Origin of the sequence: Mesorhizobium sp. LjRoot246, from assembly GCF_964254115.1 — a bacterium.
In the GTDB taxonomy this organism is placed as follows: Bacteria; Pseudomonadota; Alphaproteobacteria; order Rhizobiales; family Rhizobiaceae; genus Mesorhizobium.
The window spans coordinates 2,596,388-2,610,207 of sequence record NZ_CAXUSN020000001.1 but is presented as its reverse complement, the minus strand read 5'-3'; the positions used below and the strand labels follow the sequence as shown (position 1 = coordinate 2,610,207).

Genomic DNA, 13,820 nt, shown 5'->3' with positions numbered 1-13,820 from the left:
CTGGAGAAAGCTTGAAAATTGTTGGGGTGGCTATACGCTGGGCGTATGGCTGGTTTCGCAAAACTCGTTCCTTCCGCGCGCGGACTGCTGGTTTTCGAAGCTGCTGTCCGGTCGGGCAGTTTCACCGCCGCTGCGCGTGAATTCAACGTCACGCAACCATCGATCAGCCGCAGCATCGCCCAGCTCGAGGCCGATTTTGGCGTCGCTCTTTTCACGCGGGGGCCAACCGGGTTGACCCCGACTGTAGAAGGGCGTGCCCTTTACTCGGCCGTGCGGGAGGGATTTGACGGCATCGAGGAGGTGATACGGACAATCAAGCGGAACGGTGCTGCAAAGCCGGTGGTTACCCTTTCCCTTTCGAGTTCTCTGGCAACCTATTGGTTCGTCCCGAGGTTAGGTTCTTTCAACACGAGGTTTCCTGACGTCGACCTGAGGTTCGAACTGATCGCGGGCGTTCTGCGGGGCCCCGCTGAGAATGTCGACCTTGCCACGAGAATCCTGGCCGATGACGACACCCACTATCACCACTGGGCATTCTCGCCGGAAATCATCGTTCCGGTGTGCAGCCCATCCTATTTGTCGGCCCACGGCCGGTTGATACATGCCGGAACTGGCGAGGGTCATGTCCTGCTTCACCTGACCGACGCCAAGGAGCAGTGGCTGGATGCCTGGGGCAAGGTGGCCGAGCGCAAGACCAGCAGGGCAAAATGGCTCGAATTCTCGGACTACGCCGTCGTGCTTCAAGCCGCGATGAACGGGGAAGGCGTAGCACTCGGCTGGCTCAGCAACGTTTCAAGGGCGTTGCTTCAGGGGACGCTTGTTCCGGCCTCTGACAGGCAGATCAACACGGGCCGGATCCATCAGCTGATTGCACCGCGCTCACGGCCGGTACGGCCTGTCGTCTCTGATATCCGCGCCTGGATGATCGCCGAGATGGAAGCCGAATTGAAAGCACTGCACCCGATCTTGCGGCCGGACACCTTGTAACGGGCTGCAGGCGACAGGCGCGGCGCGGTCGCCGCAGACTACCTCGGAAAAAGGCTGGGCAGCGGCATGTGCGCCTTGACGATGGGTGACTTCAGCACGACGAAGCTGAAATACTTGTCGATGCCGATATCCATGTCGGTCAGCCGCTCCATGATCGTCTGGTACTCGGCTATGCCGGCGGTCACGAATTTCATCAAATAGTCGTAGCCGCCCGACACGAGGTGGCATTCGATGACCTGGTCGATCTTCTCCACGACGGCGAGAAAGCGGGCGAAGTCGACCTGGCGATGGTTCTTCAAGGTGATTTCGGTGAACACGGTCAGCGTCTGGCCGAGCTTGCCGATATTCACCTGTGCGGAATAGCCTTCGATGTAGCCCTCCGACTGCAATTTCTTGACCCGCATCAGGCACGGGCTTGGCGATAGATGCACCAGATCAGCCAGCTCCACATTGGTGATGCGGCCGTTCTTCTGCAGCTCGTACAGAATCTTGATATCGATCCGATCCAGTTTCACGGTCGTCTCCGCAGAACGCGCGCCACAGCACAAAATGCTGCCTTGCTCATAGACATTGACACTACCACAGCCCGTTGGCCTGTCCATCCAAGCGGACAGCGCTTTGAAACGCAGCGGCTCCCGATTTCGACCGAGCTGCCGGAATAAAATTCTGCTTCGGCCTCAACTGCGGCAGCGGCTGCCTGCGCAACACGGTAGATTGGCGCTTCAAGGCAGAGAGACCATGCGCGCACCACTGCAGCAAATCGAGACATCTGGCGAACTGCCGGGATCCGCGGACGCGGTGGTGATCGGCGGCGGCATCGTGGGTGTCTTCGCGGCCTATTATCTAGCCAGGCGCGGCATGCAGGTCGCGCTTGTCGAAAAGGGACGCATCGGCGCCGAGCAGTCGTCGAGGAACTGGGGATGGTGCCGCCAGCAGAATCGCGACGCCCGCGAGCTGCCGATGGCAACCCGAAGCCTCGACCTGTGGGACAGTTTTGCGGCAGAAACCGGCGAAGACACCGGCTTTCGCCGCTGCGGCCTGCTCTATCTCAGCGATGACGAGGCGGAACTGGCCGGCTGGGCACGCTGGCGTGACTTCGCCAAAACGGCCGGCGTCACCACGCATATGCTTGACAGCGCCGAGGCCAGCGAGCGGGGCCGCGCCACCGGCCGGACCTGGAAGGGCGGCGTCTTCTCGCCGACCGACGGCACCGCCGATCCGTCGCGGGCCGCACCCTCGGTCGCCCGCGCCATCCTCAAGCTCGGCGGTACCGTGCACCAGAATTGCGCAGCGCGCGGCGTGGAGACAGAAGGCGGACGCCTGAGCGGCGTGGTCACCGAAAGCGGTACGATCCGGACCAAGTTGGCGGTGCTGGCCGGCGGCGGCTGGGCATCCTCCTTTTGCCGGCAGTTCGGTTTCCGTTTTCCGCAGGCGTCGATCCGCTCCTCCATTCTGTCCGTTTCGCCAGGCGCGGAGGGTCTGCCGGATGCACTGCACACGGCAAGGATTTCGGCCACGCGCCGTGGCGACGGTGGCTACACGCTCGCCATAAGCGGACGCGGCCGCGTGGACGTGACGCCGCAGCAGCTGCGCTTCTCCTCGCAGTTCCTGCCCATGTTTCTGAAGCGCTGGCGAAGCCTCGCGCCCGGCGGCCTGCAGGGCATGCGCTCGGGCCACGAAACGCTGCGGCACTGGCGGCTCGACCAGCCGACGCCGATGGAGCGGATGCGCATCCTCGATCCGGCGCCGGATCAGGCGACCATCCGCCTGACCCATGCCCGGGCACTCGAACTTCTGCCCGACCTTCGAAAGACCAGGATCAGCGCGGCCTGGGCCGGCTACATCGACAGCACGCCGGACGGCGTGCCCGCCATCGGCGGGATTGATACCATTCCCGGTTTCTTCCTGGCCGCCGGGTTTTCGGGACACGGCTTCGGTATCGGACCCGGCGCCGGTCACCTCGTCGCCGATCTGGTGGCCGGGTCGCAACCGATCGTCGATGCGAAATCCTATGATCCACGTCGCTTCGACGCTTCGGCCTGGGGGAAGGTCGCTGATTTCTAGGACGGGATCCTCATCCCTGCGCGGTCTCTGGAATTGCATCAGCCGTCCCGGAGAAAGGCGCCGACAGGCGCCGGCCGGACAGGCGCCTGCCCGCGAAATCGGCCGATGGCGTCGGGCGCGCAACCGGCTTGCGCTGCTGCGAGTTCGACGGCGGCCAACTGGCAATAGCGCCCCTGGCATCGCCCCATGCCGACGCGTGACAGCGCTTTCAGCCTGTTGGCCTCGCCGCCGCCAAAATCCGCGCCCTGGCGCACGGCTCCGGCCGTCACGTTCTCGCAGCGGCAGACGATGGCTTCGTCGGGGAGCGCCCGCACGATCTCGGCAGGCCAGGGAAAAGCGCAAGCCAGGCCGCGCGCAAAGCGTTCGAGCCGCGCAAGCTTGCGCAGATCGGCCGCGGTGGAGGGCACTGGAAATCCAAGATCGGCAAGGCACGCCGCCGCAGCCAGACGCCCCGCGATCTCCGCGCCGTCCGCTCCCAGAAGACGAACCCCATCGCCCGCAAGATAGACCCCGTTGCCAGCCCGCCCCATCTCGTCGGTCTTCGGCAACCATTGCCGCCACTGCTCATCATAGGCGAAGGCACATCCCGCCAGGTCTGCCAGATGCGTCTCGGCCCGCAAGTGCCAGCCCATGCCTATCGTGTCGCATGGAGTGTGGTGCTGCCTTCCACCGGCGTCGCGCCAACACATCGCCGTGACGCCTTGCCCGTCGGCCTCGATCCTTTCGAGGCTCACGCCTGCATGATAGCGACTGCCGAGCTTCGCCCGCAGGGCCAGACCGCGCAGCGGGACCAACGGCCGGGCGGCAAGGTCCCAGAGCCCCCGCATCTGCTGATGCCAGGGAGAGGTGTCGAGCACCGCTGCTACATCCGCTCCAGCCTTGACAAGCTGGACGCCGACCAGCGTCAGCAAAGGCCCCGATCCGATCAGGACGATGCGCTGCCCTAGCGCCACGCCCTGCGCCTTGAGCGCGATCTGCGCCGCGCCAAGGCTGTAGACGCCGGCACACTGCCAGCCCGGGACCGGAGCGACACGGTCGGATGCGCCGGTGGCAAGGATCAGGCGGTCGTAGCTGACCAGCTGCAGGCCGCCCTCCCCCAGCACGTGCAGCTGACCCTCCTGCACGGCAATAACCGAGCTGCCGGCGCGATGGGTGAATCGCCCGTCTGCCGCCAACCGGTCGAAGAGCGCATGCAGCGCGCGCGCCTTCGCCGCCTCCGACCCGTAGAGCTGCTCGGGCGTGCGGACGAACTCGTCAGGCGGGCGACGATAGATCTGGCCGCCCGCGCGCTGTCCTTCGTCGATCACGACCGGATGGAGCCCCGCATCGACCAGCGCCGCCGCCGCCCTTATGCCGGCAGGACCGGCACCGACGATCACGACCCGCGGTGATATGGTCTCGCTCACGGCCAGCTCTCCGGCGGCGTGGTGCGCAACCGTATGCCTTCGGTGATCAGGGTTGTGCACGCGCGCAGACGCGGTCCCTCCTCCTGCCACACCCAGCAATCCTGGCAGGCTCCCATCAGACAGAAGCCAGCGCGCGGCTCTGGTCCGAACTCGGACATTCGCAAGGCGAGTCCTGACGCCAGCATCGCGGTTAGCACGGTGTCACCCACGAGCGCGCTACGGGTCTGCCCGTCGAGAAAGAAATGTACTCCCGCCCGGTCGTGCTCGGCCAGCCGGACGATGCGGCCGGCTTTGATCATTCCGCGGCCTCTCGCACGGGGCGAGGACGCGGCAGTTCGGGGAAACGTTCGCAAACGGCATCGAAAGCCGCCTGGACACCCTCCGCCCCGGAGCGCCCCTTCATGCGACGGAAGATTTCAGTCTTGGCGAAGAAGCGCCAGTGGATCGGCAAGGCATCCAGGACAGCGTGGAGCCGGTCGTATGCCGCCGGCGTCCACTGCGCTTCGTAACCTTCGCGCTCCGAACCGAAATGGAAATGGCCGGCCGATGGCTCCTTGCTTGCGCGTAGCTGCTCCGTCGCCTGCTCGTCGACCGCGCCGTCGCGGATGACGACGCCATAGTCGCGTTCGGCAGCTATCGGCGAGAGATAGCCGCGCCGCACATCCTGCGCGACCCGCCAAGGCTCGCGTTCATACGGATCGCCGCGCCCGCCGCCTCCGGCGGAGCGGATCTCAAGCACGTCGCCGGGCTGCAGGACCGCCGTATCGATGTTGCCCAGCCGCCGCTCGTGCTCTGTCCCTGGATTGACGACCATGTCCGACAGGCCGGCGGCCTTGCCGCCCAGCACACCCCAGGGACGGAAGAAGCTGCGGTCGCGGTTGCGCGCCGTGATCCTGGAGTCGGGAGCAAAGACGCGGAAGGCCATCTCGGTCGCCAGCCCGCCACGCCAGCGGCCCGCGCCGCCACTGTCCCTGGCGAGCCCGTATCTCACGAATTCGACCGGGGTCTCGGTCTCGGTGATCTCGATCGGCGTGTTCTTCAGATAGGCGGCATCCGCGCCCGAGCCGTTGGTTCCGTCACGATGCGGCATCGCGCCGCCGCCGCCCACGACGGGATTTACCGCCGCGATGACGGTCCGGCTGGTCCGTTCGTCCGTGGTCATGACGTTGACGATACAATTGTTGCCGGCCGGAGCCGCGGGCAGGCGCTCCGGCACCGCTTGCGAGAAGGCGCCGAAGATAACCGACCGCAGCCGGGCGCAGGTGAGCGAGCGCATGCCGACGGCGGCAGGGTGTACCGGGTTCAGCACCGAGCCTTGAGGTGTGATGCAGGTGAACGGCCGGGTTAGGCCCGTGTTGAGCAGGATCTTCGGGTTGAGCGTGTAGAGCACGTAGTAGACACCCACCAAAAGCATGGTGTGGCGCGGATCGCCACCCGAAGGCACGTTGAGCGAGGAGCCGAGCTGCGGATCTGAGCCAGTGAAGTCGAGCACCGCCTCGTCGCCCCTGATCGTCAGCCTCAGCTTCAGCCGGCACGGATTGGCTTCGACGGAATCCTCGTCAGCATAGTCGCAGAATTCCCACGTGCCGTCGGGCATGGCGCGCAGAACGTCGCGTGCCTGCGCCTCCGCATGGTCGAGAAGAGCCGCAACGCCGTCGACGAAGCCGGCCTTGCCGAACTTCCGCACCATTGCCTGGATCTTGCGCTCGCCGGTGTTGAGCGCGCCGACCAGTGCCTTGATATCGCCGATGTTGAGGTCGGGCTTGCGCACATTGGTGCTCATGATCCGCAGGATCATCTCGTCGAAGACCCCTTCCCGTACCAGCTTCATCGGCGGAAAGCGGATGCCTTCCTGATGGATTTCGGTCAGCGCCCGGCTGAGCGAGGCCGGCACCGCGCCGCCCATATCGGTGTTGTGGATGTGCCCTCCCGTCCAAGCGACGATCTCGCCATCGACGAAGACCGGCTTCCACAGATGCGTGTCGGGTGCGTGGGTGGCGACGTGACCGGAATAGGGATCGTTGGTGAACGCAACATCTCCTGGCCTGTAGTCGTCGACCATCGCGATCGCGCGGTGATACGAAAGCCCCGGATACCAGGTGGCGCCGAGTTCCATCGGCACGGCGAAGGTCGCGCCTGAACGGTCCATCAGCATCACGGTAAAGTCCTGCGTCTCCTTGACGAAGGCGGAGTGCGCGGTGCGGTGCAGCGTATGGGCCATGTTCTCGGCGGCCGCGCGGGCATGGTTGGCCAGAACCTGCAGGTTTGTGCGGTCAAACATGGCGTCACTCCGCGAAGGTCAGCAGAAGGTTGAGATGGCGGTCGACCCGTGCCTGCGCTCCAGCGGGAATGGCCAAGGTAGTGTCTTCCTGAACGACCACGGCAGGCCCGTGGAACGTGCTGCCCGACACGAGGGTCTGGCGGTCGTGCAGGTCGACGGTTTCGACGTTCAAGCCGGTATAGACCGGGAGCCGGCGCGCGGGGATGGCCGCAACATCCACTTCTTCGGTCTGCGGAAGCGAGAGTTTCGGCCCGGCGCCTATGGCGGACAGCCGAACGTTCACAAGCTCGATCTCGCCGTCCGGGTCGTGGAAATCGTAGAGCTGCTGATGGGAGAGGTGGAAGGCCTGCTCGATGGCGGCCAAATTGCTGTCCATCAGCCACTCCGGCAGAAGGACGACTTCGATCTCGTAACTCTGCCCGACATAACGCATATCGCAGGAGAGGTTGAGCTCCGCCGACGCATCGTGGCCCTGCTCCGCGAGCCAATCGCGGCCCTCCTGGGCGAGAGTCTCGAAAACCTCGTGAATTGCCGGGAGCGACGCGCCCGACAGCGGGCTGAAGATGGTGCGAATGAAGTCTCCGCGCAGATCCGCCACCAGCCCGCCCAGCGCCGACACCACGCCGGGGCGGCGAGGCGCCATGACGTGCTTCATGCCGAGCTCGCGGGCAAGGAAGGCGCCGAGCATCGGCCCGCCGCCGCCGAAAGGCATCAGCGTGAAATCGCGCAAGTCCACGCCGGCGCGCGAGGCGAGCTTCTCGACCTCGACGAACATTTCCGACACGGCAATATCGAGGATCGCCTGCGCCGTCTGCTCGACCGGCCGGCCGAGCCGGGCGGCAAGGTCACCGACCGCGCGCTGCGCCAGTTGGGTATCGATCCGCAGCTGGCCATAGGCCATCTCGCTGTGACCAAGCCATCCGCACACCACCATGGCGTCCGTCACCGTCGCGTGCCTGCCGCCACGGCCATAGCAGGCCGGCCCTGGCGTGGAACCGGCGGATTCCGGCCCGACCCGCAGCACCCCTTGCGCGTCGACAGTAGCGATCGAGCCGCCGCCGACACCGATCGAACTCACCGACACGGAGGGGATATGGAGCGGAAATTCGCCGATCAGCTCACCTGTCCCGAATTGCGGCTCGCCGTCGATGATGAGCGCGAAGTCGGCCGAGGTCCCGCCAATGTCGAGGGTAAGGATCCTGTGCTCTCCGGCCTGGCGCGCCAGCCACGAGGCGCCGATGACGCCGGAGGCCGTTCCCGACAAAAGCATGTTCACGCAGGCGCGCTTGCCTTCGGCAGCGTTCATCAGCCCGCCATTCGACTTTGTCAGCATCGGGCGGGCCGGCACGCCGCGGTCCTTCAGCCGCTCTTCCAGCGCCGTCAGATAACCTGAGACGCGCGGATGGACATAGCCGTTGAGGATGGCGGTCGAGCTGCGCTCATACTCGCGAATAACCGGCCACACCTCGGCCGAAGAGAAGACGAACAGATCAGGCGCAAGACGCGCGATCGCCGCCTTGACCGAGGCTTCCTGCGCAGCGTTGCGCCAGGCATGGAGGAAACAGACGATGATGCCTAGCGCGCCGTTTGTTTTGGCTGCCGCGACCGCGCTCTCCACGGCTGCCATATCCGGTGCCTGGGATTCGCTTCCATCGGCACGCATGCGAGCCGGGATGCCGAAAACCATGTCGCGCGAGATCAACGGATCCGGCCGCGCGCAAAACAGCGAATACATGTCCGGCATGCGCAACCGCGCCAGCTCGATCACGTCCTCGAAGCCGGCATTGGTGAACAGCGCCAGCGGCGCGCCCTTGCGCTGGATGATGGTGTTGATGCCGACAGTCGTGCCATGCACGAAACGCGTCATGCGGGCAGGATCGAAGCCTTCGCGTTCGGCCAGAAGCGTGAGGCCCGTCATCAACTCAGCACCCGGATCTTCCGGCGTCGTCAGCACTTTCAGCGAGGCGACCCGCCCGGAATTTGCTTCCAGCGCGCAGAAATCGATAAATGTCCCGCCAATATCGACGCCGACCTTCCAGTCGGCTCCGTTCCGCGCCTCGTCCGCCGCGATGGTACCATCCATGGTACGTCCCTTCCTGTTTGCCAACCTAAGCTGACACGACAGGATGGCCAGGGTCCAAGACGTATGACGAGGAACGATATAAGTCTTGCTTATGCCCTTGCCTTGTCCCCGCCCAGCACGACGGAACAGGCGGCACGGATCTGGTCGCGCATCATCTCATCGGCCCGCGAAAGAGCCCGTGTGCGCGATGTCAGCAGCGCGATCGGAAATTCCGGCCCATTCGCGAGCGGCCGGACGGCAAGCCCGGCAAACTGATGCCAGGGCAGCAGTGCGTCGACGAGCGCGATGCCCAGGCCGGCCTGGACGAAGCCGACTGCCGAGATAGAGACATCGATCTCGAGCGACGGCGAAAGCGCCACGCCCTGCGCGCGCGCCGCGTGGGCCAACTCGTCGGCGGGGCGGGTGTTGCCGCGATAGGATATCAAGTCCTCGCCGGCGAGATCGGCGAGCGTCAGCTCGATATTCCCGGCCAATTCATGCCCGGCGGGCAGCAGGCAAGCAAAGCCGACGCTGCCGACCACTTCCGCCTCGATGTCGGGAGGCAGGCGGTCGTCCATGGCCACGCCAAGGCTGGCATCGCCAGCGCGCAGCATGTCGATGATCGCGGCGATCGGCGCCATGTGGGAGCGCAGCAAAATGTCGGGATGCTGCGCCCGGAAGCTGGTAAAAGCGCGCGGCAAGATCGCCATGGCCGGCGGCGGCGAGGCCGCGACCCGCACCAGCCCCGTTCGGCCCAAACGCAAGTCGGTGGTCTTGCGGCGCAAACCCTCCAGCCCCGCCGACAGCCTCTCGGCGTCGGCAAAGATCTCAAGCGCCTCCGGGGTCGGCCGCAGCCGGCCCTTTACCCGCTCGAACAGCGTGAAACCGAGTTCGTCCTCGGTGTGGAGCAGGATCTGGCTGAGCGCAGGCTGGGAGATGTTCAGCATCCGCGCCGCGGCGGTCACGGTGCCCGCGCGCATCACGGCGATGAACACTTCGAGCTGACGAGCCCGCATTGCCACTCCATAGGTTAAACTTATGGCTGTTGTCCAAACCCATCTTTGACGCAATGAAGCGGTGCCGACAAGATCGGCATCTTCAGGGATTATCCGCTTCGCACAAGGAATGGCCATGGATGTGATCGTGCTGGGCGGCGGACTGATGGGGACGGCTTCGGCCTATTTCCTCGCCCGGCGCGGCGCGCGCGTGACGCTGATCGAGCGCAACCGGGTTGGCACCGGAGCGACAGTCGCCTCCTTCGGCAACATCCGGCGCACGGGGCGTCATCTGTCCCAGCTTCCGCTGGCCCACCGCTCGCTGCAGCTATGGGCCGAGGCCGAGAAGATGCTCGGCCGCGATGTCGAGTTCCGCGCCTCCGGCCATATCCGGCTGATCTTCGATGAAGGAAGCCTTGCCGACATGCGGGCCTATGCCCAAGCCGCGCGGCCCTGGGGGCTCGAGCTGGAAGAAATCGGCCCACGCGAACTCCGTTCCCGGTTTTCTGGCCTCGGTCCCGATGCGATCGCGGCGTCGTTCTCACCGGAGGACGGCAGCGGCAACCCGCGGTTGATCACGCCCGCCTTTGCCGAGGCGGCCCGCAGGCTTGGCGCGGTGATCGCCGAGGACGCCAGGGTCGAACAGATCGAGCGGACGGACTCCGGTTTCCGTGTCGTCACTTCAAAGGGCACGTTCGCCGCAGAGTGCCTGCTCAACACCGCCGGCGCTTGGGGCGCGCGCATCGCCGCGCAGTTCGGCGACGAGGTCCCGCTCGACGCCCGCGGTCCGCAGATGGGTGTGACCGAGCCGCTGCCGCATCGGATCTTGCCGGTGGTCGGCATCTGGACGCGCGACAAGGACCATGGCGCCTATCTGCGCCAGGTCGAGCGGGGCAATATCGTCTTCGGCGGCGCTGCCGAAAGGGTATCTGTGAACCTCGATCCAGGCCATGCGGTCGCCGATCCCATGCGCCTTCCGTTGCAATTGCGCGCCGTCGCGCGGCTGTTGCCGGCAATCGCACAGGTCGCGGTCATCCGCACATGGTCAGGCTGCGAGGGCTATGTGCGCGACATGCTGCCGGTCATGGGACGCTCGGCGACGACGCCAGGCCTGTTCCACGCCTTCGGCTTCAGCGGACACGGCTTCCAGCTTGGCCCCGGCGTGGGCGACGCGATGGCCGAACTCATCACGACCGACCGCTGCGAAACGCCGCTCGATGACTTCAAGGTCAATCGCTTCGCCCGCGCAGCCTGAAGGAGCAACTGAGGACATCCACGCAACGATGGCTCCTTTTCCGCAAAAGGCGGGATGATCTCTCTCGCCTGCGCCTTCGAGTATGATGATCTCAAGCGGGCGGGGGCGATCTAAGCACGAAATTTCCTCGATGATCTTGGCCATCAGCGGCCAGTCCTGGCACCGGAGGGCGGGCACCGCCGAAATCACAACTCGCCTAATTGCACGTCGTTGCCGCCGATTGCCGCACGCTTCGTTGCAGGGTCTTTCGAAGCCTGAAGTGTTGAGCTACGTGTGACGGTGCTATCAACGAAACGGAGAAAATCGACGAACAGGCCCAAAACCATTTCACTCAAAAGTCACAGATTTACCCGATGGCGCTCAATTCAGACTCAAAGAATTAAGCGTAGCCACTGATTTGTAACAAGTTGGTGGGCCCGGAGGGACTCGAACCCCCAACCAAGCGGTTATGAGCCGCCGGCTCTAACCATTGAGCTACAGGCCCCACGCGGGCTGGATTAATGTTTTTCGCATCGCGGCACAAGGCTTTCCCGACGGGCTTCCGCAGATCGCCCAAATCAACCCATAATCGCGCTCTACGCGACCTCCTGCGACTTGATCGCAGACCAAGGAGATTTTCATGACCAGACATCTTTTGCCTCTCGCGCTCGCCGCTGCAATCGCTTTTCCGGCGATGGCTGGAGCCACCGATCTGCCGACGCCGCCCCGCATCATCGTGTCGGGCGAAGGCGAGGCAACCGTAGCCCCCGATCTGGCGGTCCTGACGCTGAGCGTCATGCGCGAGGCCAAGACCGCGCGCGGGGCGCTCGATGCCAACAATGACGCAATGGCCGCGGTGATCGCGGCGATGAAGTCTGCCGACATCAAGGACCGCGACCTGCAGACAGCCGGCATCCAGATCAACCCGCGCTACAACTACACCAACAAGCCGGACGGCAGCCAGGAAGCCGAACTCGTCGCCTATCAGGTAACCAACACGCTTTCGGTGCGGGTGCGCGATGTCGACAAGACGGGCGAAATCCTCGACAAGGCGGTGTCGCTTGGCGTCAACCAAGGTGGCGGCATCGCCTTCACCAATGACAACCCGGCCGCCACGGTCACCGAGGCGCGCAAGAAGGCGGTTGCCAACGCCATGACCAAGGCCAAGACGCTGGCCCAGGCCGCCGGCGTCAGCCTCGGCCGGGTGCTCGAAATATCAGACCAGAACATCGCGCCAGCGCCAATGCCGATCAACGCCAAGGCCTTCGACGCCGCGGCCGGTGCCGCGGCTCCCGTGCAGGCCGGCGAGAATTCCTATAATGTCCAGGTCACCGTCACCTTCGAACTGAAGTAACCGGCAGTGAACGATCCGTGGCCGAGCCCTGCTCGGCCACGGATGCAGTCACCAGCCAACGGCGTGCATGAAAAACCCCGCGGGATTGCTCCCGCGGGGTTTTTTCGAGCCACACCCTTCAGATGGAAAGGGCTCGGCTAGTCCAGACCGATCTTCGCAGAAGATCGTGTCGCCCGGCTGATCCTCGCGGAGGATCATGCCGCACCGACCTTCACAGAAGGTCGTGTCTCCCGGCTGATCCTCGCGGAGGATCATGCCGCTACCGAACTCTGAAAGTCAGCCCTGGATATCAGCGATAGATAACCGGGCAGCCGCGCTCATTGGCGAACACGACCACGACGCGATCGCCATCCTGGCGGCCCATCACCTTCACCACACGACGGTTGACGTCGACGATGCGGACACGATGGAGACCCATGCGTTCGGCTTTGTCCAAAGCGCGGTCCGGCGAACAGCCACGGCGCCAGCCGTCGCGACGCTCATCACGGCGATGACGATAGCCGTCGTCGCCGGTATAGACGCCGAAACGCGGATCGTTGTTGTTGCCGAAGCCGAGATAGAGGCTGTCGGCGTGAGCGGGGATGGCCGTCAGCGTGCCGAGGCCAACCAGGGCCGAAAGGGCTGCCGTCTTGATCGTGCTGAACATCGTCTTCTCTCCTTTTTGCGGGCTTTCGCCCGTCCTCGTGAACCGATGGGGGGAGAATGCACTTGCCTGTCTGAACTCTTTACGAACCCGCCGTTCATCTCTGGTTCATGTGGCGGGAAAAAGGAAATTGCCGGCCGTTCGCCATCGTCCACAACACGTGCTGAACGCCAAAACGCCTGACCGGGTCCAACCAGCGAGCTTGGGATTTCGACGCCAGTCGCTGGCTCGTCCTTCCGGCGCCAGCCCTACGGCTCCTCGTCCAGCACGTAGTCAAAATAGTCTTCCGGCTCGGCCAGATCGGTCTCGCTCGCTTTGACCCGGCCACGCATGGAGATGCCGGCTTCATGCACGGTCTCGGCGCTGCCCGACACCAGCCGGTGCCACCAGTAGAGGTCGCGGCCCTCGGCCACCAGCCGATAGGCGCAGGTGCTGGGCAGCCAACTGATGGTGCGCACATTCTGCGGCGTCAGCCCGACGCAATCGGGAACGCGCGCCAGCCGGTTGGCGTAGTCCGAACAGCGGCAGCTTTGCGCGTCGAACAGCCTGCAACCGACGCTGGTCCAATAGATTTCGCCGGTATCCTCGTCCTCGAGCTTCGACAGGCAGCATTTGCCGCAGCCGTCGCAGAGCGATTCCCACTCGGCTGGGCTCATCGCCTCCAGCGCCTTGGTTTTCCAGAATGGTGTTTCCATTCCCGGGATGTGGCCCCGGTCGCCGGCAAGGTCAAGCGCGACAGCGGCTCGAATGCGGCGAACGCCGGGTAAAAAACACGAAGTTGCCTTCAAAAGGTC

Annotated in this window: 12 protein-coding genes and 1 tRNA gene; 4 read left to right on the top strand and 9 right to left on the bottom strand. The window is 64.8% G+C overall.

The annotated features are described in order from the left end of the window. The first annotated feature begins 45 nt into the window (after window positions 1–45). On the top strand, window positions 46–987 hold the full coding sequence (locus ACSQ3L_RS12615) for a LysR substrate-binding domain-containing protein (RefSeq protein ID WP_436160244.1): 942 nt from the start codon (window positions 46–48) through the stop codon (window positions 985–987). 38 nt (window positions 988–1,025) lie between these two features. Here the strand turns inward: ACSQ3L_RS12615 and ACSQ3L_RS12610 are convergent, their stop codons facing one another. After that, window positions 1,026–1,502: an Lrp/AsnC family transcriptional regulator gene (locus tag ACSQ3L_RS12610; RefSeq protein ID WP_027167818.1), complete on the bottom strand. Its 477-nt coding sequence runs from the start codon at window positions 1,500–1,502 to the stop codon at window positions 1,026–1,028. Between the two features lie 223 nt (window positions 1,503–1,725). Between ACSQ3L_RS12610 and ACSQ3L_RS12605 the strand changes: the two genes are divergently transcribed. Continuing rightward, window positions 1,726–3,051, top strand: a complete 1,326-nt coding sequence (locus ACSQ3L_RS12605; protein WP_436160243.1) for an NAD(P)/FAD-dependent oxidoreductase — start codon at window positions 1,726–1,728, stop codon at window positions 3,049–3,051. A gap of 38 nt (window positions 3,052–3,089) precedes the next feature. Here the strand turns inward: ACSQ3L_RS12605 and ACSQ3L_RS12600 are convergent, their stop codons facing one another. From ACSQ3L_RS12600 to ACSQ3L_RS12580, 5 genes are all read right to left on the bottom strand, one after another. Further along, window positions 3,090–4,457 carry an FAD-dependent oxidoreductase gene (locus ACSQ3L_RS12600; protein WP_436160242.1) on the bottom strand — a complete coding sequence of 456 codons (1,368 nt, stop codon included), beginning with the start codon at window positions 4,455–4,457 and terminating at the stop codon, window positions 3,090–3,092. Further along, window positions 4,454–4,756 (bottom strand): (2Fe-2S)-binding protein, encoded by a 303-nt coding sequence (locus ACSQ3L_RS12595; protein WP_436160241.1) that lies wholly within the window; start codon window positions 4,754–4,756, stop codon window positions 4,454–4,456. Before ACSQ3L_RS12595 ends, ACSQ3L_RS12600 begins: the two co-directional genes overlap by 4 nt. Next, window positions 4,753–6,738 carry a hydantoinase B/oxoprolinase family protein gene (locus ACSQ3L_RS12590; RefSeq protein ID WP_436160240.1) on the bottom strand — a complete coding sequence of 662 codons (1,986 nt, stop codon included), beginning with the start codon at window positions 6,736–6,738 and terminating at the stop codon, window positions 4,753–4,755. Before ACSQ3L_RS12590 ends, ACSQ3L_RS12595 begins: the two co-directional genes overlap by 4 nt. Window positions 6,739–6,742: 4 nt before the next feature. Further along, on the bottom strand, window positions 6,743–8,821 hold the full coding sequence (locus ACSQ3L_RS12585) for a hydantoinase/oxoprolinase family protein (protein ID WP_436160239.1): 2,079 nt from the start codon (window positions 8,819–8,821) through the stop codon (window positions 6,743–6,745). An 89-nt stretch (window positions 8,822–8,910) separates the two neighbouring features. Further along, on the bottom strand, window positions 8,911–9,816 hold the full coding sequence (locus ACSQ3L_RS12580) for a LysR family transcriptional regulator (RefSeq protein WP_436160238.1): 906 nt from the start codon (window positions 9,814–9,816) through the stop codon (window positions 8,911–8,913). Between the two features lie 115 nt (window positions 9,817–9,931). On the opposite strand from ACSQ3L_RS12580, the gene ACSQ3L_RS12575 reads away from it, so the two are divergent. Continuing rightward, window positions 9,932–11,050 (top strand): NAD(P)/FAD-dependent oxidoreductase, encoded by a 1,119-nt coding sequence (locus ACSQ3L_RS12575; protein ID WP_436160237.1) that lies wholly within the window; start codon window positions 9,932–9,934, stop codon window positions 11,048–11,050. Between the two features lie 408 nt (window positions 11,051–11,458). On the opposite strand, the gene ACSQ3L_RS12570 is transcribed toward ACSQ3L_RS12575, so the two are convergent. Further along, window positions 11,459–11,534 (bottom strand) — tRNA-Ile (locus tag ACSQ3L_RS12570). A 135-nt stretch (window positions 11,535–11,669) separates the two neighbouring features. Here ACSQ3L_RS12570 and ACSQ3L_RS12565 point away from each other — a divergent pair. Beyond that, window positions 11,670–12,383, top strand: coding sequence for an SIMPL domain-containing protein (locus tag ACSQ3L_RS12565; RefSeq protein ID WP_436160236.1), 714 nt, complete (start codon window positions 11,670–11,672; stop codon window positions 12,381–12,383). Window positions 12,384–12,672: 289 nt separating this feature from the next. Here the strand turns inward: ACSQ3L_RS12565 and ACSQ3L_RS12560 are convergent, their stop codons facing one another. Both ACSQ3L_RS12560 and ACSQ3L_RS12555 read right to left on the bottom strand, forming a co-directional pair. Then, window positions 12,673–13,029: a hypothetical protein gene (locus ACSQ3L_RS12560; protein WP_436160235.1), complete on the bottom strand. Its 357-nt coding sequence runs from the start codon at window positions 13,027–13,029 to the stop codon at window positions 12,673–12,675. A 245-nt stretch (window positions 13,030–13,274) separates the two neighbouring features. Further along, window positions 13,275–13,721: a YcgN family cysteine cluster protein gene (locus ACSQ3L_RS12555; RefSeq protein ID WP_436160234.1), complete on the bottom strand. Its 447-nt coding sequence runs from the start codon at window positions 13,719–13,721 to the stop codon at window positions 13,275–13,277. Window positions 13,722–13,820 lie beyond the last annotated feature (99 nt).